General features: G+C 68.0%; 16 protein-coding genes. 8 read left to right on the top strand and 8 right to left on the bottom strand.

Annotation, left to right across the window (positions count from 1 at the left end):
* The first annotated feature begins 316 nt into the window (after positions 1-316).
* From JW897_RS15290 to JW897_RS15280, 3 genes are read left to right on the top strand one after another with little or no spacing between them, the layout of a single operon-like run.
* On the top strand, positions 317-1,699 hold the full coding sequence (locus JW897_RS15290; RefSeq protein ID WP_205466839.1) for a sodium:solute symporter family protein: 1,383 nt from the start codon (positions 317-319) through the stop codon (positions 1,697-1,699).
* Between the two features lie 21 nt (positions 1,700-1,720).
* Positions 1,721-2,704: an agmatinase gene (gene speB, locus JW897_RS15285; RefSeq protein ID WP_205466838.1), complete on the top strand. Its 984-nt coding sequence runs from the start codon at positions 1,721-1,723 to the stop codon at positions 2,702-2,704.
* A gap of 57 nt (positions 2,705-2,761) precedes the next feature.
* Positions 2,762-3,697 (top strand): LysR family transcriptional regulator, encoded by a 936-nt coding sequence (locus JW897_RS15280; RefSeq protein ID WP_205466837.1) that lies wholly within the window; start codon positions 2,762-2,764, stop codon positions 3,695-3,697.
* A 219-nt stretch (positions 3,698-3,916) separates the two neighbouring features.
* Here the strand turns inward: JW897_RS15280 and ilvD are convergent, their stop codons facing one another.
* Positions 3,917-5,770 carry a dihydroxy-acid dehydratase gene (gene ilvD / locus JW897_RS15275; RefSeq protein WP_048412511.1) on the bottom strand — a complete coding sequence of 618 codons (1,854 nt, stop codon included), beginning with the start codon at positions 5,768-5,770 and terminating at the stop codon, positions 3,917-3,919.
* Between the two features lie 197 nt (positions 5,771-5,967).
* Here ilvD and lgt point away from each other — a divergent pair, with 197 nt between their 5' ends.
* From lgt to phnE, 4 genes are all read left to right on the top strand, one after another.
* A complete protein-coding gene (gene lgt / locus JW897_RS15270; protein ID WP_048412510.1) occupies positions 5,968-6,819 on the top strand; it encodes a prolipoprotein diacylglyceryl transferase in 852 nt (283 codons plus the stop codon).
* Between the two features lie 134 nt (positions 6,820-6,953).
* The gene (locus JW897_RS15265; protein ID WP_205466836.1) at positions 6,954-7,796 is read left to right on the top strand and encodes a putative selenate ABC transporter substrate-binding protein; all 843 of its coding nucleotides are present in this window, start codon (positions 6,954-6,956) and stop codon (positions 7,794-7,796) included.
* Complete coding sequence (locus tag JW897_RS15260; protein WP_205466835.1) at positions 7,793-8,590, top strand: ATP-binding cassette domain-containing protein; 798 nt, start codon at positions 7,793-7,795, stop codon at positions 8,588-8,590. The genes JW897_RS15265 and JW897_RS15260 overlap by 4 nt, the downstream gene beginning before the upstream one ends.
* Complete coding sequence (phnE, locus tag JW897_RS15255; protein WP_205466834.1) at positions 8,584-10,149, top strand: phosphonate ABC transporter, permease protein PhnE; 1,566 nt, start codon at positions 8,584-8,586, stop codon at positions 10,147-10,149. Before JW897_RS15260 ends, phnE begins: the two co-directional genes overlap by 7 nt.
* Positions 10,150-10,349: 200 nt before the next feature.
* Here phnE and JW897_RS15250 read toward each other — a convergent pair whose 3' ends face one another.
* Genes JW897_RS15250 through JW897_RS15220 form a run of 7 tightly spaced genes read right to left on the bottom strand, consistent with a single transcriptional unit; the run spans position 10,350 to position 16,319 of the window.
* On the bottom strand, positions 10,350-10,559 hold the full coding sequence (locus JW897_RS15250; RefSeq protein WP_156187737.1) for a hypothetical protein: 210 nt from the start codon (positions 10,557-10,559) through the stop codon (positions 10,350-10,352).
* A gap of 41 nt (positions 10,560-10,600) precedes the next feature.
* Positions 10,601-10,990 (bottom strand): hypothetical protein, encoded by a 390-nt coding sequence (locus tag JW897_RS15245; RefSeq protein WP_048412506.1) that lies wholly within the window; start codon positions 10,988-10,990, stop codon positions 10,601-10,603.
* Positions 10,987-12,312, bottom strand: a complete 1,326-nt coding sequence (locus JW897_RS24625; RefSeq protein ID WP_205466833.1) for a dual specificity protein phosphatase family protein — start codon at positions 12,310-12,312, stop codon at positions 10,987-10,989. Before JW897_RS24625 ends, JW897_RS15245 begins: the two co-directional genes overlap by 4 nt.
* Positions 12,309-14,096 (bottom strand): bifunctional alpha/beta hydrolase/class I SAM-dependent methyltransferase, encoded by a 1,788-nt coding sequence (locus tag JW897_RS15235; RefSeq protein ID WP_205466832.1) that lies wholly within the window; start codon positions 14,094-14,096, stop codon positions 12,309-12,311. Before JW897_RS15235 ends, JW897_RS24625 begins: the two co-directional genes overlap by 4 nt.
* Positions 14,097-14,109: 13 nt before the next feature.
* Positions 14,110-14,763, bottom strand: a complete 654-nt coding sequence (locus tag JW897_RS15230) for a lysophospholipid acyltransferase family protein (protein WP_048412503.1) — start codon at positions 14,761-14,763, stop codon at positions 14,110-14,112.
* A 7-nt stretch (positions 14,764-14,770) separates the two neighbouring features.
* Complete coding sequence (locus JW897_RS15225; protein WP_156187736.1) at positions 14,771-15,718, bottom strand: phosphatidate cytidylyltransferase; 948 nt, start codon at positions 15,716-15,718, stop codon at positions 14,771-14,773.
* A complete protein-coding gene (locus JW897_RS15220) occupies positions 15,711-16,319 on the bottom strand; it encodes a CDP-alcohol phosphatidyltransferase family protein (RefSeq protein WP_205466831.1) in 609 nt (202 codons plus the stop codon). Before JW897_RS15220 ends, JW897_RS15225 begins: the two co-directional genes overlap by 8 nt.
* Positions 16,320-16,766: 447 nt before the next feature.
* Between JW897_RS15220 and JW897_RS15215 the strand changes: the two genes are divergently transcribed.
* A complete protein-coding gene (locus tag JW897_RS15215) occupies positions 16,767-17,570 on the top strand; it encodes an ABC transporter substrate-binding protein (RefSeq protein WP_240352227.1) in 804 nt (267 codons plus the stop codon).
* The last annotated feature ends 93 nt before the right edge of the window (positions 17,571-17,663 follow it).

Genomic DNA, 17,663 nt, shown 5'->3' with positions numbered 1-17,663 from the left:
AACGGGCGACAGGAAGCGAGGCGGCCACAGGAGGCCCCGGCGGCGGCCGGGCTCATGCCGATGGGGAACAGATGGTTGCTGCCATGCAAAAAACAATGGGCCGCGCGGCAAAAAAACCGCACGGCCCAAATCCTATCCGCAAAACGGTTACGGAAATATGACGAATATCAACAGCTGTCCGCCGGCCATTCGCCGCTACTTGCCGCAATCGGCAAGCCCGCTTGCCTTCCTCGCTATGTAAGGCCCGGGCAAGCCTTGCCATGATGGCTGCCGGGCCGCCGAACACCCATCGGCGCCGCTTCAAGCGAGGTGCACGATGCTTATCGATTACGCGACGATACTGGCCTACGCGCTGGCGATGGCGGGGCTGGGCTGGTGGGGGATGCGCCGCGCGCGAACCCGCGACGATTTTCTGCTGGCCGGCCGCCGCCTGGGGCCGACGCTGTATCTCGGCACCCTGTCCGCAGTGGTGCTGGGCGGCGCCTCCACCATAGGATCGGTGCGCCTGGGCTATCAATACGGCATTTCCGGCTTGTGGCTGGTGCTCATGCTGGGCCTGGGCGTCATGACGCTCAGCCTGGCGTTTTCGCGGCAGATCGCCCGCATGCGGGTGTTCACCGTCACCCAGATCCTGGAGCAGCGCTACCGGGCTTCGTCCCGGCTGATAGGCGGCGTGGTGATGATAGGCTACGACCTGATGGTGGCGGTCACCGCCACCATCGCCATCGGCTCGGTGACCGAGGTGATGTTCGGCCTGCCGCGCATTCCGGCGATTCTGCTCGGCGGCGGGCTGGTGATCTTCTATTCGGCGATCGGCGGCATGTGGTCGCTGACCCTGACCGACATCGTCCAGTTCGTGATCATGACTGTCGGCATCTTCGGCGTGCTGCTGCCGCTCAGCGTGGCCGGAGCCGGCGGCCTGGACGCGATGCGGGCGGGCTTGCCGGCCAGCTTCTTCGAACTCGGCGCCATCGGTCTGGACACCATCGTCGCCTACTTTCTGCTGTACTTCTTCGGCGCGCTGATCGGCCAGGACATCTGGCAACGGCTGTTCACCGCCCGCAGCGAACGGGTGGTGCGTTACGCCGGCCTGGCCGCCGGCGGCTATTGCGTCTGTTACGGCGCCGCCTGCGCCTTGATCGGCGTCGCCGCCCGGCTGCTGTTGCCGGAACTGGCGGTAACGGAAAACGCCTTTGCCGAACTCACCCGCAGCCTGCTTCCGGCCGGCTTGCGCGGCCTGGTGGCCGCCGCCGCGCTAGCCGCGATCATGTCCACCGCCAGCGCCTGTCTGCTGGCCGCGGCCACGGTGCTGAAAGAGGATGTCTACAGCCGTTTCCTGCGCCGCGGCGACCAACGTCACCTGGCCGGCAGCCGCTGGATCACGCTGGGCCTGGGCCTGCTCATGCTGCTGCTGTCCTGCCTGGTCAACGATGTGATCGCCGGCCTCAGCATCGCCTACAACCTGTTGGTGGGCGGGCTGCTGGTGCCCATTCTCGGCGCCTTGCTGTGGCGCCGCGCCTCCGCCCAGGGCACCATGGCCGGCATGCTGCTGGGCAGCCTGACCGTCGTCGCGCTGATGATGCTCGACGGCCTGACCGCCAACACCCCCATCTATTACGGCCTGGCCGCCAATCTGCTGGGCTTTGTCGGCGTCAGCCTGATGACCGCGCCGGCGCCCTCGCTAAGCGCCAGCAAATAACCCCAGTTCAGGAGGCTTCCCATGCCCAGCACCTTTCCCCAACCCGTAGACGCTGCCCAGGTTCCCCGCTTCGCCGGCATTCCCAGCTTCATGCGCCTGCCCCTCTGCGAGGACCCCGCCCAGCTCGACGTCGCGCTGGTCGGCGTGCCCTGGGACGGCGGCACCACGCACAGGGCCGGCGCCCGCCACGGCCCGCGCGAGGTGCGCAACCAGTCCAGCCTGATGCGCCGGGTACATCCGCTCAGCCGCCTATCTCCTTATGAGCTGGCTCGCGTCGGCGACTTGGGCGACGCGCCGGTCAATCCCATCGATCTGATGGACTCGCTGCAGCGCATCGAGGGCTTTTTCCGCCGCATCCGCCAGGCCGGCGCGCTGCCGCTGGCGGTGGGCGGCGACCACCTGATCACCCTGCCCATCTTCCGCGCGCTGGCGCGGGACCGGCCGCTGGGCATGGTGCATTTCGACGCCCATTCGGACACCAACGACAGCTATTTCGGCCAGCAGCGCTACACCCACGGCACGCCGTTTCGCCGCGCGGTGGAGGAAGGTTTGCTGGATCCCAGGCGCACGGTGCAGATCGGCATCCGCGGTTCGATCTACTCCGCCGAGGACGAGGACTTCGCCCAGGCCTGCGGCATCCGCGTCATCCATATGGAGAGCTTCGCCGAACTGGGGGTCCAGGCGACGCTGGCCGAGGCCCGCCGCATCGTCGGCGACGGGCCGACTTACATCAGCTTCGACGTCGACGCGCTGGACCCGGCCTTCGCCCCCGGCACCGGCACGCCGGAAATCGGCGGCCTCAGCAGCCTGCAGGCGCTGCAGCTGTTGCGCGGCCTGCGCGGGCTGAACCTGGTCGGCGCCGACGTGGTGGAAGTGTCGCCGCCGTTCGACGTCGGCGGCGCCACCGCGCTGCTAGGCGCCACCCTGATGTTCGAACTGCTGTGCCTGCTGGCCGAATCGCGCCGCGCGCCCGGCTCGCTTGCCGGCGCGGAAGGGGCTTCGTAAACTAGGGACGGCGGGCCCGGCCCGCGCCCTGTTCGACCCCACGCCGCGGGAGGCCCGATGCTAGGCAATGTCTCGGATCTGGATCTGCGTCTGCTGCGCATCTTTTGCAGCATCGTCGAGGCCGGCGGCTTCACCGCCGCCCAGGCCAAACTGAACACCGGCCTGCCGCGCCTGAGCGTGGCGGTGCGCGATCTGGAACAGCGGCTGGGCTATTCGCTGTGCCGGCGCGGCAACGGCGGCTTCCAGCTGACGCCGGCCGGCCAGGCGCTCTATCAGGCCGCGCAGGGCCTGTTGCGCGAGATCGAGCAGTTTCGGGAGCAAGCCAACGCGCTGGGCGAGCCCCGCCGCGAAGCGCTGTATCTCGGCGCGGTGGACGGCCTGCTCAGCCTGCCGCGCGCGCCCTTGCCCGCCGTCATCCGCCAGTTCCGCCGGCAATGGCCGCAAGCGCAGCTGCATCTGCACACCATGCGGCCGGACGAACTGGAACAGGCGGTGCTGGAAGACCGGCTGCAACTTGGCCTGGGCGCCTTTCACCATCAGTTGTCCGGCCTGCGTTATCAGCCGCTGTTTTCCGAGGAACAGAATCTGTATTGCTCGCGGCAGCACCCGCTGTTTGCCGTCGCCGCCCCCAGCCAGCAGCAGATTTGCGCGGCGGACTACGCCGGACGCGGCTATATGGCGGAGCACCAGCGGCCGCAAAACTGGCGTTTGCGCCAAGTGGTCAGCGCGTATTCGATGGAGGCCATCGCCACCCTGGTCTTGTCCGGCACCTATCTTGGCTATCTGCCCACCCACTACGCCCGGCATTGGGTGGACGCCGGCCGCCTGCGCGCGCTGCTGCCGGAGCAGCTGGCCTATCACTCGGGCTTTCACGCCGTCACCCGCCAGGGCGCGCCGCTGAAACCGGCGCTGGCGCGGCTGCTGGACATGCTGATCCAGGCGGCCCAGAACGTGACGGAAGCCGGGCGCGCGACCAGCGACATCGAGCCTTAGAACGTGTTTACGATCTCGCGAGCTAAGGCGAGACAAGGCGAAAACAGCGGAGAAAGCGGAGTGTACATACGGTACATGAGCATTTCGAAGTTGCACTCACCGAGACACGTTTCACGACGCGCAGCAGATCGTAAACAGGTTCTTAGCCAAAGAAAACGGCGGCCAAGGCCGCCGTTCTTCACGCAGGGGGCAGAACTGCCCGCGTTCACTTCTCGCCGTTCACTTCTCGACTTGCGTCACGTCACGCACCGCGCCGGTGTCGGCGCTGGTGGTCATCGCCGCGTAGGCGCGCAAGGCCGGGCTGACCACGCGGTCGCGGCCCAGCGGCTTCCAGGCGTCGCGGCCCTTGGCCTCCATCGCCGCGCGCCGCGCCGCCAGCGTCTCGTCGCTGAGCGCCAGGCGGATGCTGCGGCCGGGGATGTCGATCTCGATGCGGTCGCCCTCTTCCACCAGGCCGATGGCGCCGCCCTCGGCCGCTTCCGGCGACACATGGCCGATGGACAAGCCGGAAGTGCCGCCGGAGAAGCGGCCGTCGGTCAGCAAGGCGCACTCCTTGCCCAGGCCCTTGGATTTCAGATAGCTGGTGGGATACAGCATTTCCTGCATGCCCGGGCCGCCCTTGGGGCCTTCGTAGCGGATCACCACCACGTCGCCGGCCACGATGCGGTCGGCCAGGATGGCTTCCACCGCCGCGTCCTGGCTTTCGAAGATGCGGGCGCGGCCGTTGAACTTGAGGATGGAGTCGTCGACGCCGGCGGTTTTGACGATGCAGCCGCGCTCGGCGATATTGCCGGCCAGCACCGCCAGGCCGCCGTCCTGGGAATAGGCGTGTTCGCGGTCGCGAATGCAGCCTTCTGCGCGGTCGTCGTCCACCGTCGGGTAGCGCATGGATTGCGAGAAGGCGATGGTGGTGGGCACCCCGCCCGGCGCCGCGCGGTAAAAGCGCCGCGCCTCGCTGTCTTCGCCGTGGCGGCAGATGTCCCAGGCTTCCAGCGCCTCGCCCAGCGTGGCGCTGTGCACGGTGGGCACCTCGCGGCGGATCAGGCCGGCGCGGTCCAGCTCGGCCAGGATGGCCACCACGCCGCCGGCGCGGTGCACGTCTTCCATATGGTATTTCTGGGTGGCCGGCGCCACCTTGGCCAGACACGGCACCGAGCGCGAGATGCGGTCGATGTCGGCCATCTTGAAGTCCACGCCGGCTTCCTGCGCCGCCGCCAGCAGGTGCAGCACGGTATTGGTGGAGCCGCCCATGGCCACGTCCAGGCTCATCGCGTTCTCGAACGCGGCCTTGGTGGCGATGGCGCGCGGCAGCAGGCTGGCGTCGTCCTGTTCGTAATGGCGCTTGGTGATGTCCACGATCAGCCGGCCGGCGCGCAGGAACAATTCCTTGCGGTCAGCGTGCGTGGCCACCAGGCTGCCGTTGCCGGGCAGGGACAGGCCCAGCGCCTCGGTCAGGCAGTTCATGGAGTTGGCGGTGAACATGCCGGAGCAGGAGCCGCAGGTGGGACAGGCGGAGCGCTCCACGCGCTCGACGTCCTCGTTGGACACCGCGCTGTTGGCGGCCTCCACCATCGCGTCCACCAAGTCCAGCTTGCGGATGTCGTTGCCCCACTGCACCTTGCCGGCCTCCATCGGGCCGCCGGAGACGAACACCACCGGGATGTTCAGGCGCATCGCGGCCATCAGCATGCCGGGGGTGATCTTGTCGCAGTTGGAGATGCACACCAGCGCGTCGGCGCAGTGGGCGTTGACCATGTATTCCACGCTGTCGGCGATCAGGTCGCGGCTGGGCAGGCTGTAAAGCATGCCGCCGTGGCCCATGGCGATGCCGTCGTCGATGGCGATGGTGTTGAATTCCTTGGCCACGCCGCCGGCGCGTTCGATTTCCCGCGCCACCAGCTGGCCCATATTGTGCAGGTGCACATGGCCGGGCACGAACTGGGTGAAGCTGTTGGCGATGGCGATGATGGGCTTGCCGAAGTCGTCGTCCTTCATGCCGGTGGCGCGCCATAGGGCGCGGGCACCCGCCATATTGCGGCCGGCGGTGGAAGTGCGGGAGCGGTATTGGGGCATTGCTGATTCCTTAATCTCTACATGGGCGGAAAGGCGCTCCAGGCCCGGTTTGGCTTAAAACCAGGCCGCCTGGCTCCGGGTGCCGGGGAGCTCAAGGCAAAAATGCGCCGGGCGGCGGGTGGGCCGCGCGACGCGTGGGAACGCTTTCCCATATAATCCGTCCACATTCTTTTACCGCAAACGCACACGGCTGACAAATGATCATTCATCCGCAGTTCGACCCCGTGGCCATCCAATTGGGCCCGCTGGCCATTCACTGGTACGGCCTGATGTATTTGCTGGGCTTCGCCAGCTTCCTGATTCTGGGCAATTACCGCATCAAGCGCGGCCACGCCTTCTTGACCTCCAAACTGCTGGACGATCTGCTAATGTACGGCGCCGTCGGCGTGGTGCTGGGCGGCCGCCTGGGCGAAGTGCTGTTCTACCAGCCCGGCTATTATCTTAGCCACCCGCTGGAGATTCTGATGGTGTGGAAAGGCGGCATGTCCTTCCACGGCGGCTTCATCGGCGTCTTGATCGGCGTGGCGCTGTTCGCGCGCAAGCACGGCCGCAGCTTCTGGGAAGTCACCGACTTCATCGCGCCGCTGGTGCCGCTGGGTCTGGCCGCCGGCCGCATCGGCAACTTCATCAACGGCGAGCTGTGGGGCCGGGTGGCCGATCCCAAGCTGCCGTGGGCGATGCTGTTCCCGCAGGCCAAGATGGACGATCTGATCCAGGCGCAGCAGTCGTCCGACCTGATGGTGACCCTGCTCCAGTACGGCGGCCTGCCGCGTCACCCGTCGCAGCTCTACGAGTTCGCGCTGGAAGGCCTGGCGCTGTTCGCGCTGCTGTGGTGGTTCAGCGCCAAGACCCGCGTCCGCGGCCGGGTGTCGGCGCTGTTCCTGATCGGCTACGGCCTGGCGCGCTTCGGCAGCGAATTCTTCCGCACCCCGGACGCCGGCATCTTCGGCCAGTCCGACGTGATCAGCATGGGCCAGTGGCTGAGCCTGCCGATGATCGTGATCGGCCTGGCGCTGTTCTACCTGTTCGGCCGGCGCAAGGCGGCCTGAGCCGAGCTAGGCTAGAATACTTTCCATGCGCGGCGGGCCATGGCTCGCCGCCCCCAAGGCCAGTCTTAACGACTGGCCTTTTTTGAGCCGCCCGCCCTGGCGGCTTTTGGTCCGTGATGAATAGAGGAGTCCCCATGACCGCCATCAAACTGACGCTGGCCGGCGCGCTGCTGGCCGCCGCCACCCTAGCCAACGCCGCCCAGACCGTGCTCAAGGTTTCCGCCATTCCCGACGAATCGCCCACCGAGCTGCAGCGCAAGTTCGCGCCGCTGGGCCAGTATCTGGAAAAAGAACTGGGCATGAAGGTGCAGTTCGTGCCGGTGTCGGACTACGCCGGCGTGGTCACCGCGCTGACCTCGGACAAGCTGGACCTGGCCTGGCTGGGCGGCTTCACCTATGTGCAGGCGAGCCAGCGCGGCAAGGTGGTGCCGCTGGTGCAGCGCGAGGAGGACAGCAAGTTCACCTCCACCTTCATCACCTCCGGCCCGGCCAAGAGCCTGAAGGAGTTGAAGGGCGACAGCTTCGCCTTCGGCTCCGCCTCCTCCACCTCCGGCCACCTGATGCCGCGCTACTTCATGCAGAAGGACGGCATCAAGCCGGAGAGCTTCTTCAAGAACGTCGCCTACTCCGGCGCCCACGACGCCACCGTGGCCTGGGTGGCCGCCGGCAAGGTGGAAGCCGGGGTGCTGAACAGCTCGGTGTGGCAGAAGCTGGTGGAAAGCAAGAAGGTGGACAGCGCCAAGGTGCGCGTGATCGCCACCACCCCGCCCTACTACGACTACAACTGGACGGTGCGCGGCAGCATGGACAAGGGCTTGCAGGACAAGATCCGCCAGGCCTTCCTCAAGCTGGACGCCAAGAATCCTGATCAGAAAGCCGTGCTGGACCTGCAACGCGCCAGCCGCTTCATCCCCACCAAGCCGGACAACTACCAGGGCATAGAAGCCGCCGCCACGGCCGCCGGGCTGCTGAAGTGAGCCTGGAGCTGCACGGCGCCGGCCTGAAGCTGGGCGGCGCCGCCATCCTGCGCGACATCGAGCTGCGGCTGGCCGCCGGCGAACAGGCTGCCCTGATCGGCCCGTCCGGCGCCGGCAAGAGCTCGCTGCTGCTGCTGGCCAACACCGGCCTGCGCCCGGACGCCGGCGCGGTCCGGCTGCTGGGCGACGATCCCTGGCGCCTGCCGCGTCGCGCCCTGCGCGCCTTGCGCGCGCGCATCGGCAGCGTCTACCAGGCGCCGCCGCTGCCGCCGCGCCAGCGGGTGATCCACGCAGTGGCCGCCGGCCGGCTGGGCCACAGCGGCGAACTGGCGGCCTTGCGCCGCCTGCTGTGGCCGGACGACGCCGCCGGCGTCGCCGCCGAGCTGGAACGGCTGGGCCTGGCCGACAAGCTGTGGCAGCGCTGCGAGCAGTTGTCCGGCGGCCAACGCCAGCGCGTCGGCATCGCCCGCGCGCTGTACCAGCGCCCGGAACTGTTGCTGGCCGACGAGCCGGTGTCGGCGCTGGACCCCAGGCTGGCCGACGACAGCATACGCCTGCTGTGCGAAGACGCGCGCGCGCGCGGCGCCACCCTATTGGTCAGCCTGCACTCGGTGCAACTGGCGCTGGAGCACTTCCCGCGCATCATCGGCCTGCGCGACGGCGCCGTCGCCTTCGATCTGCCGCGCGAACAGGTCGACTCCGCGCGGCTGACCGAACTCTACGCCGGCGACGCGCCCGAGGCCGCGACGGAAACGCCCGCGGCGGCGGCCGCGCTGAGAGGCTTGCAATGCTGAAGCCGCGCGACCCGGCCGCGCGCGCGCGGCTGGGCTGGCTGCTGCTGACCCTGGCCTTGCTGCTGCCCACGCTGCCGCTCACCCAATTCACGCTGGGCACCCTGCTCAACGGCGACACCTGGCTAGGCCTGGCGCGCTTCGCCGCCGGCTTTCTGCCGCCGGCCCACGACGGCGATTTCCTGAGAGAAGTCGCGAAGGAAACCGCCACCACCTTGGCGGTGGCCAGCGCCGGCCTGCTGCTGGCCATGCTGCTGGGCGCGCCGCTGGCCTTCGCCACCAGCCGCGCGCTGGACGATCACCAACTGACCGCCGCCCGGCCGAGCCGCGCCGCGCTGGCGGCGCAAAGCCTGCTGCGCGGGCTGATGGTGTGGCTGCGCGGCGTGCCGGACATCGTCTGGGCGCTGCTCTTCGTCCGCGCCGCCGGCCTGGGCAGCCTGCCGGCGGTGCTGGCGCTGGGCCTGGCCTACGGCGGCATGCTGGGCAAGGTCTACGCGGAAATCCTGGAATCCCAGCCGCGCGCGCCGGCGCAGGCGCTGGCGGCCGCCGGGGCCAGCCGCTGGCAGCGGCTGTGCTGGGCGCTGTGGCCGCAGGCGCTGCCGGAATTGATCAGTTACAGCGTCTACCGCTGGGAATGCGCGATCCGCGCGTCGGCGGTGATGGGCTTCGTCGGCGCCGGCGGCATCGGCCAGTTGCTGGACAGCAGCCTGAAAATGCTCAACGGCGGCGAAGTCGCCACCCTGCTCTTGGTGTTTCTGCTGCTGGTGGGCTTGAGCGAAGGCGTCAGCCGCTGGTCGCGGCGCGCGCTGGAGCGCGACGGCGGCGGCCGGCTGTTGCTGGCCGGCGGCGCGCTGGCCGCCTTCAGCCTGCTCTGGCTGTGGCCGGACTGGCGCGCCAACGGCTTCGACTGGCGCGGCCTGCCGCGCTTCGCCATGGAGTTCCTGCCGCCGGACTTCTCCGCCGCCGCCTTGCGGCAGTTGGGGCAAGGCGTGGTGGAAACCCTGGCGATGTCGGCGCTGGGCACGGTGCTGGCCGCCTTGCTGGCGATGCCGCTGGCCTTGCCCGCCGCCGGCCGGCTGGGCGCCGCCGCCAAGCGTGCGACGCGGCTGTTGCTGAACGCGCTGCGCGGCATTCCGGATCTGCTGTGGGCGGCGCTGGCGGTGTTGGCGCTGGGCCTGGGGCCGGCCGCCGGCGTGCTGGCGCTGGCGCTGCACACCGCCGGCGTGCTGGGCCGCCTGTTCGCGGAAACGCTGGAAAACGCGCCGCCGCAGGCGGAGCAGGCGCTGCTGCACGCCGGCGCCGGCCGCGTCGCCGCCTTCTGCTACGGGCCGCTGCCCGTGGTCGCCAGCCAGTGGCTGGCCTATACGCTGTACCGCTGGGAAAACAATATCCGCATCGCCACCGTGCTCGGCATCGTCGGCGCCGGCGGCCTGGGCCAACAACTCTACCTGGCGCTGTCCTTGTTCCAGCAGCAGGCCGCCGCCGCCGTCATCCTGGCCATGGTGGCCTTGTCCTGGGGCGTGGAACAGCTGAGCCGCGCGCTGCGGCGGCGCATGGGCTGAGAGCCTGTTCAAAATCTCGCGAGCAAGAGCGAGACAAGGCGAAAACGGCTGAGAAAGCGGAATGTACACGTGGTACATGAGCATTTCGAAGCGGGTTTCAACGCCGTATCGCCGCAGCGCAGCAGATTATGAACAGGCTCTGAGACGACGAACGGGGCGGCAAGCCTTAGCCTGCCGCCCCGTCCATTCTCATCCCATGCTTAATTGGCTTCCTTGCAGGCCACCAAGCCACACACAAACATCGCCAAGCCCGCAAAACCCAAGGCCTTGGCCAGCACAAACGGCCACTCCGACGTGTTGCCATTGCCGCCGGACGCGCCGAATCCCGCCAGCATCAGCCCCAGCCAGGCCACGCCGCCTGCGGCCAGCAAGGCGCAGACCGCCCCGCCATACCATGCTCTCTTGCTCATCACGGTTCTCCTCTTCCCACGACTTTGAATCTTCTTATTATTCACACCCGCCCCGCCAACAAGCCGACCAGGCACAGCAGCCAGCACAAGCCGGTCGCCAGCAGGAAACCGCGCAGCAAGCGGGCCATGCCTCGCTGCCGCGCCTCCAGCGGGCGGCCGGCCAAGTCGCGGCCAAATAGTCGCGACAAGGCCAGGTCCAACTCCTCAAGAGTGCCAGCCGAATCCAAAGCCCGCAACAGCGCCGCGTCCAATTGCAGACGCCAACCCAGCCAGGCCTGCCATAAAGCAACAGCGGCGCACGCGGGCAGCCACCGTGATTGCGGCGACGTCAGCGCCAACAAGAGCAGCAAGCCCCAGCTAGGCCAGCACAGCCAGCGACAGGAAGCCAGGATGGCGGCACTGAGCCGCGCCTGGGCCAGTTCGGCGTTCATAAGGGCTCCAATCGCGCGCACTGGCGCGCCAGCTCCGCGCATTGCTCATCGCTCAACTCCACGCGCTGGCGGCGCTGCCGCAACAGCGCGCGCGCCTGCTCCACCGAGTCGGCGCGGCCGCTGAGCACCAGCCAGGCCAGCAGCACCACGGCGCTGCGAGTCAAGCCCAGCGCGCAATGCACCAGCAGCGGTCCGCGATGGCTGGTCCGCAGCCGATGCAAGGCCAGCGCCGCCTGCCGCAGCTGCGCCGGCGGCGGCAGCAGCAGGTCCAGCAAGGGCTGGCTGTGGTAGGCGGCGGCCTGGGGCGCCTGGCGGTCGTATTCGGCGGCCAGGTCCAGCACCGCGACGAAGCGCGCATCGCAAGCGGCGCTGACCGGACCCAGCCAGACCTCGTCGATTACTTCCTCCGCGCCCGGCAAGCGGCGCAGGAAATAGCCATGCGTCAGCCGCGCGGCCAGACTGTAGGGCCACAGCAATACCCGCGCGGCGAAACGGCGGCGGCCGGCGTGCTTTTGCAAGGCGGCCGGGCCCAGCCGCCAATAAGCCAGCGTCAGCACGCCCAAGGCCAGCGCCGGCCAGGCCAGCAGCCAGCCCCAGCCGCCCAGCGCCGCCGCCAGCGCCAGCAATAGCGCGGCGCCCATCGCGTAGCGCGCGCCCAGGCGCCGGCTGCGGCCGGGCTCGGGCGAGCGCCAGGGCTCCGCCGCCGGCGCCGGCATCGGCCACAGATAGCAAACCAGCACCGCCAGCGCGAAGCCGCTGGGCACATCCCAGAAATGGTGCTGCCAAGTGGTCAGCACCGATACGCCGATCAGCGCGAACCAGCCGTGCAGCAGCCAGAGCCAGCGCGGCGACGTGTGCTGCCAGTAGCGCAGCCACAGCACCAGCAGCAGGCCGATGTGCAGCGACGGCGCCTGATTGAACGGTTTGTCGAAGCCCATCAGCAGGTCGAACATCCGCCCGAACACGCCGTCCAGCGGCGGGCGCTCGAAACCGAAGCGCAGCGGAAACAGCAGGAAGCACAGACAGGACAACAGGGTGACCGCCAGCAGGCGCTTGGCGTGGGCATTGAGTTCGGCGCGGCTGGCGCACAGGAAGAGCGAGACGCCGTAGAGCAGGTCTATGCTCCAATACGGCACGATGGTCCACGGCCACAGCGGGATGGCGCGCTCCCAGGCCATCGCCACATTGCCCACCCGCTCCGGCGGCAGGCCGGCCGCGTATTGATTGGCCGCGCCGTAGAGCAGGAAGAAGCTGGGTCCCAGCAACAACAGCCACAGGCAGGCCAGCCGCCAGGGGCGGCCCGCCGCGGCCGGCGCGCTCACGCCTCGGCCTCGGCCAGCGGCTGCGGCCGTTCCGCTGCGGCGGCAACGCGGCGGCGCGCCAGGCTGACGCTGAAGATGCCCCACTCGTCGATGCGCTGCTCCAGCTTCTCGAAGCCGGCGTCGGCCACCAGTTGGTCCATCTCCTGCTGGGTGCGGCGGCGCATGATCCAGTCGGCGCCGCCGCGATGGCTGCTCAAGGTGCGCGCGATCAGTTCCAGCTGCGGGTGCCAGGGCTGGTTGGTGTAAACCAGATAGCCGCCGGGCGGCACCGCCTCGGCCAGGCCGGCCAGCGACTGGCGAATCGGTTCGTTTTCGGGGAACAGCTCATAGAGGCCGGACACCACCGCCAGCGTCGGCGCCGGCTGCAATGCGGCCAGGCCGGCGCGGTCGAAGGCGTTGCCCTGGTCGAAACGCGCCACCGCGTCCAGCCCGCGTTCAGCGATCAGGCGGCGGCCGGCGCCGACGTTGATGTCGCTGTAATCGCGCAGCTGCACGTGCTCCACCGGCTGGCCGGCAACGGCGTCCAGGATGTAGCGGCCATGGCCGGCGGCGATGTCCAGCAGCCGCAGCGGCTGGCCGTCGGCGCGCAGGCGGCCCATCGCCGCGGCGATCAGCTCCTCCAGGTTCAGCTTGCGCTGGCGTATGCCCTTCCAGCCCACGCTGTCCAGGTAGGCGCGATCGCCCAGCCGGCCCAGCGGCGTCAGGCCGGACGCCTGGTTGCGGTAAACATAATCCAGGGTGCTGCCGGAATCGAAGCCGGTGCGCCAACCCAGACGGATGCCCGCGGACAGGCGGCCCAGCGTGGCCAGGCTCAGCCGGGTCAGCGCGAACTGCCAGCGCAGCGGCGACAGCCAGGAACGCGGCTGCTGCAGCTGCTGGTATTCCAGCGCGGTGTAGCCGGCGGCGTCGGCGCGGCTCAGGTCCACCGCCGGCGCGCCCGCCTCCACCCGCTGGATGAAGGCGCGGATCTTGTCCAGCGCCGGCGCGCGGTCGCGCTCGCCCAGGGTGTCGTGATAAAAGCCCGGCAGCACGTGCATTTCCTTCAGGGGGCTGCCCAGCTTCTGGAAGAATTCGCGCTGCGGTCCCTGATGCACGACGAAATCCGCGCCCGACATCAGCAACTGGGTCGGCAAGGTGATGGCGCCGGCGTCGGCGACGATGCGTTCGGCGGTGTCGTACAGCGCCAGCAGGATGTTGGAGGAAATCGGCCGAGTGATCAGCGGGTCGCTGTTGTAAGACGCAATGCGCTCCGGATCATGGGTCAGGAAGCGCGCCTTGACGTAGGAGTTGACGAAGAAGTTGCCGCGCAGCCGCTGCATCAGCCTGAGGCCGGGCCGGGCGAAGGGCACGTAGAGCTTGACCTTGAAGGCCGGCGAGGCCAGCACCAGCGCGCGCACGCGCGGCGCGTAGTCGTGCGCCCAGGCGGCCGCCAGCACCGCGCCCACGCTCTGGGCGATCACCACGATCTCCTCCATCGCCAGGCCGTGGCGCTGGCACAGGTGGCGGACGAAGCAGTCCAGATCGCGCACCGTGGCGCCCAGGCTGGGGCTGTAGCCGCGCGGCCCCTCGTTGCGGCCGTGGCCGCGCGCGTCCCAGGCGAACATCGGCGTGTCCGTCAATTGCAACTCGTCCACCAGGTGTTGCAGGCGGCCGGAATGCTCGTGGCCGCGGTGCAGCAGCACGATGGCGCGCGGCCGCGGCCCGGTGGTCAGCGCCGGCCAATGCCGATAAAACAGGGTTTGACCATCAAAGCTGACAAACTGCGATTCTTCGGCTTGGCGCATGCCTGGGCTCCTTTCAAGCCTCCTGCTCCGCCGGCGCGGCGGGCAGCGTTTTTTGCTTCAAGTGCAATAGCGATTCGCGGACGCGCTCGCGGAAAGCGGTTTTCTCTTCCAGCCACTGCAGCGGCCGGCCGATGGCGATGTCGACGAAGAAGGGCACCGGCAGCCATTGGCCGCGCCCCATCGCCCGGCCCAGGCCGTGCAGATAGACCGGCACCACCGGCACGTCCGGGAAATCGCGGCTCAGATACCAGATGCCGGATTTGATCTCGGACAGCACCTCGGGCTCGCCGCGCGAACCTTCCGGGAACAGGATCAGGATGCGCCCCTGGCGCAGCGCGTCGCGGCAGCCTTCCAGCGGGTCCATGCCCTTGGCCACGCCGCCGCGCACCACCGGGATGATGCCCACCACCTGGGTGGCGAACCAGGCGAACAGGCGGTTTTTCAGGAAATAATCAGCCGCCGCCGCCGGCTGCACCTCGGGGATGCGGCCCAGCGGGAACAGGCTGTACAAGGCCAGGATGTCCAGATGGCTGTTGTGGTTGGCCACCACGATGGCCGGGCCGCGCAGCGGCAGCCGCTCCTGGTGGCGCACCGTCACCCCCAACCACAAACGCACCACCGGCCGGGCCAGCAGCAATACGAACAGAATGCGCAGCAATCGGCTCATCATCGGCTCAGAAGTACAAATAGTGGACATAGTGGAAGAACAGCGGCGCGGTATAGGTCAGCGAATCCAGCCGGTCCAGCACCCCGCCGTGGCCGGGCAGCAGGCGGCCGGAGTCCTTGACCCCGATGTCGCGCTTCACCGCGGAAATCACGATGTCGCCGATAAAGCCCATCACCCCGATCAGCAGGCCGGCCAGCGCCGCGTGCAGCGGCGAGAACGGCGTCAGCAGCGGCCCCAGCAGCCAGCCCAGCAGGCAGGTGGTCAGCGCGCCGCCGAGGAAGCCTTCCAGCGTCTTGTTGGGCGACACCTTGGGCGCCACCTTGCGCCGGCCGAAGGCCTTGCCCCACAGGTATTGCGCCACATCGTTGAGCTGGGTCAGCGCCACCAGGTAGAACAGCAGCATCGCGCCCTGGGCCGGCTCGCCGATATGGGTCAGCTGCGGCAGGGTCAGCACCGCCGCCATATGGCTCAGGCAGAACACGCAGATCATCAGCCCCCATTGCAGCGAGGCGGCGGCCTTGAGGAAGCCCTGGGTCTCGCCGATCAGCACCATGCGCATCGGCAGGAACAGAAAGATGTAGACCGGGATGAAGATGATGAACATGCCGTACCAGTGGACGCCCAGCCAGTAATACTGCAGCGGGATGCTCAGATAGGCCCAGAACAGCACCACGTGGTCGGCGGTGCGGGTGGCGCACAGCGTCAGATATTCCTTCAGCGCCAGGAAGCTGATCAGCGCGAACACCACCAAGGCCAGCGGCACATTGCCCAACAGGGTCAAGGAGAAGCAGGCGACGATCCACCACCAGGTGCGGATGCGCAGCTTCAATTCCAGCCAGTTCTTCTGCGGCGAGCGGCTTTCCAGCACGCGGACGGCGACGCTGGCGATCACCAGCAACGCGAATACGGCGCCCAGCGCCCAGATCAATGCCTGCGGCAACAGCGGTTTAAACATGCTCGCCCTCTTTCAAAATGGCCCGCGCCCGGTTGACGCAGGTCAGCGCCATCAAGGCGGCGCTCAGTCCAAACACCCAGCCGCCCCAGGCCGCCGCCTGCGGCCACAGGCTCAGCAGCAACGCGTAGGCGCCGTACACAAAGGCGCGGTCGCTCTTGCCCATCGGGCCGTCGTAGCGCCGCGTCGCGCCCAGGCTGGGCCCCAGCACGCCGACGAACTCGGTCAGCAAGGCCAGCGCCACCGCCAGCACCGCCCAGGCCGGCTGCGCCAGCAGCAGGGCGAAGGGCAGATAGAGCGCGGCGTCGGACACCACGTCGCCCACCTCGTTGAGGATGCCGCCCAACCTAGACTTCTGGCCGTGCTCGCGCGCCAGCATGCCGTCAATGGCGTTCAAGGCCATGCGCAGGAACAGGAAGAGCGGCAACAGCAGCCAGGGCAGCGCCCGTCCCGGCTGGCAGGCCAGCCAGCCGCCGTAGGCGACGGAGGCCAGCATGGCGCCGAGCGTGACGTGGTTGGCGGTGACGCCTACGGCGACCAGGCCGCGCAGCAAGGGGCGCAGCAGGTCCTGAAAGCGGGATTTGAGTTGATAGATGCTGGGCATTTCGGCTTTGGCTCGTCCGATCCGTCCGGCGCGCTGGCACGCCAGTCATCACAGTCGTCAAGAAAAGTTGTAAATCAGCCGGCGCGCCCACCAAGGGAAACGCACGGAAACCACGATTATGCCGATTGCAGAAAAGCGCGGCAAAGGAAATTGTTTGGCAATCCTACCTCGAACAAAAATACCGGCCCGCCGCCGCCGCGGCCTCAATGCGGACAAGGCATTGTTCCGATGATGAAAATCACACCATCAAAACAAATTAATATATAAGACTAATTTTTAATAATTTCCAAGAATTTGCCGGATGCCTTAGCATCATCCCATCGCATGTCATGGGCTTATCCATGGCAGGAAATTTCTCGGAATCACGATGCGCCGGCATCTTCTGAAAACGCGCCGCCAGCCGGCGCGAACGAAACCCGCGGCGCGTCTCAGACAAGGGGCATCATCATGAAACACGCCATCGCATTGGCCATCGCCTTGAGCACCGCCGCCGGCGCCGCCTGGGCCGACCGTCTGGACGACATCAAGAAAGCCGGCGTGCTGCGCGTCGCCGCCTTCGACAGCAACCCGCCCTTCGGCTTCCTCGACGCCAAGACCCGCCAGATTTCCGGCCTGGACGTGGACGTGGCCCAGCACATCGCCAAGAAGCTGGGCGTCAAGCTCAGCCTGATCCCCACCAATCCGGCCAACCGCGTACCGCTCTTGGTGTCCGGCAAGGCCGACCTGGTGGCCGCCAACTTCACCGTCACCGACGAGCGCAAGAAGCAAGTGGCGTTCAGCCTGCCCTACTTCGCCTCCGGCCAGCAGTTCATCGCCCGCAAAGGCTCCTTGCAAAAGCCGGAGCAGCTGGCCGGCCTGCGCGTGGGCGTGGACAAGGGCACCACCCAGGAAGTGAACCTGCGCGACAAATACCCGAAGACCACCGTGGTGGCTTACGACGACACCCCGCTGGCCTTCACCGCGCTGCGCAACGGCAATGTCCAGGCCATCAGCCAGGACGGCTCCAAGCTGGCCGCGCTGCTGGCCAACTCGCCGGACAAGGCCAAGTTTGAACTGGCGCCCTTCACCCTGACCCGCGAATACCAGGCCATCGGTCTGCCCAAGGGCGAAGCGCGCCTGCTGAAGGCGGTCAACGACAGCCTGCTGGAACTGGAAAAATCCGGCCAGGCCGCCAAGATCTACAATCAGTGGTTCGGCCCGGCCACCAAGGCGCCGCTGCCCAGGGACTTCAAGATCGGCGAAGCCAGCTAAGTTATAAAGAGCGTCTCGCTTCCCTCATTCAGCCGCCGGGCATGCCCGGCGGTTTCGCCGTTTTAGGCGCCGCCGGCGCTGAACGGCGGTCCG

The sequence above is a fragment of the Chromobacterium alkanivorans genome (assembly GCF_016937655.1).
Lineage (GTDB): Bacteria > Pseudomonadota > Gammaproteobacteria > Burkholderiales > Chromobacteriaceae > Chromobacterium > Chromobacterium alkanivorans.
The sequence above is the reverse complement of the archived record's forward strand: the minus strand, read 5'-3'. Positions and strand labels throughout refer to the sequence as shown.